This is a genomic window from Rhizobium sp. 25PS6 (assembly GCF_032464655.1).
Classification (GTDB): Bacteria; Pseudomonadota; Alphaproteobacteria; order Rhizobiales; family Rhizobiaceae; genus Rhizobium; species Rhizobium laguerreae.
In genome coordinates this window covers 1-576 of the sequence record NZ_JAWDIV010000081.1, presented here as the reverse complement: position 1 = coordinate 576, position 576 = coordinate 1, and the positions used below count along the sequence as shown (strand labels likewise).

Genomic DNA, 576 nt, shown 5'->3' with positions numbered 1-576 from the left:
CGATCGTTCATCAGACGATGCCCAAAGGCAACGAACAACGAACAATCCAGAGTGACAAGCTCCCTACCTACCTCCAGTCCTTCACCCATATCCGGCCGGCTAGGCCATCCATGGGATCATCAGAACTGGGCTCGGACGCCTTGGGCAGAACCCAAAACACCTGGAAGCCTCCAGATCAATCTTCTCTTCACAATGTATGCAGAACACGCATCAGCCATAAGCCGATGCAAAACTTTTATTTCTTCAAAAGACAAATGCCGTCAGCTTCAACACCAATCGATTTGGTGGAGCTGAGCGGGATCGAACCGCTGACCCCCTGCTTGCAAAGCAGGTGCTCTCCCAGCTGAGCTACAGCCCCTCCAGCTCGATCACCCGGTATAAACCAGGTTCGGCAACGTTCCGCATCAGCCACATTCCATCATCCCTAACCCTCATTCGCATATGCGAATGGTGGGCCCGGGAAGACTTGAACTTCCGACCCCACGCTTATCAAGCGTGTGCTCTAACCAACTGAGCTACGGGCCCATTCGGGGAACCGGCCCAGCCTAAACTGGATCGACGCGGTTTTTTGTCTTC

The 576-nt window shown here is 53.8% G+C and carries 2 tRNA genes; both read right to left on the bottom strand.

Features of this window, described 5'->3' with window-relative positions:
- Positions 1–282 precede the first annotated feature (282 nt).
- Positions 283–358, bottom strand: a tRNA-Ala gene (locus RWK44_RS34930).
- 90 nt (positions 359–448) lie between these two features.
- Positions 449–525, bottom strand: a tRNA-Ile gene (locus RWK44_RS34925).
- Positions 526–576 lie beyond the last annotated feature (51 nt).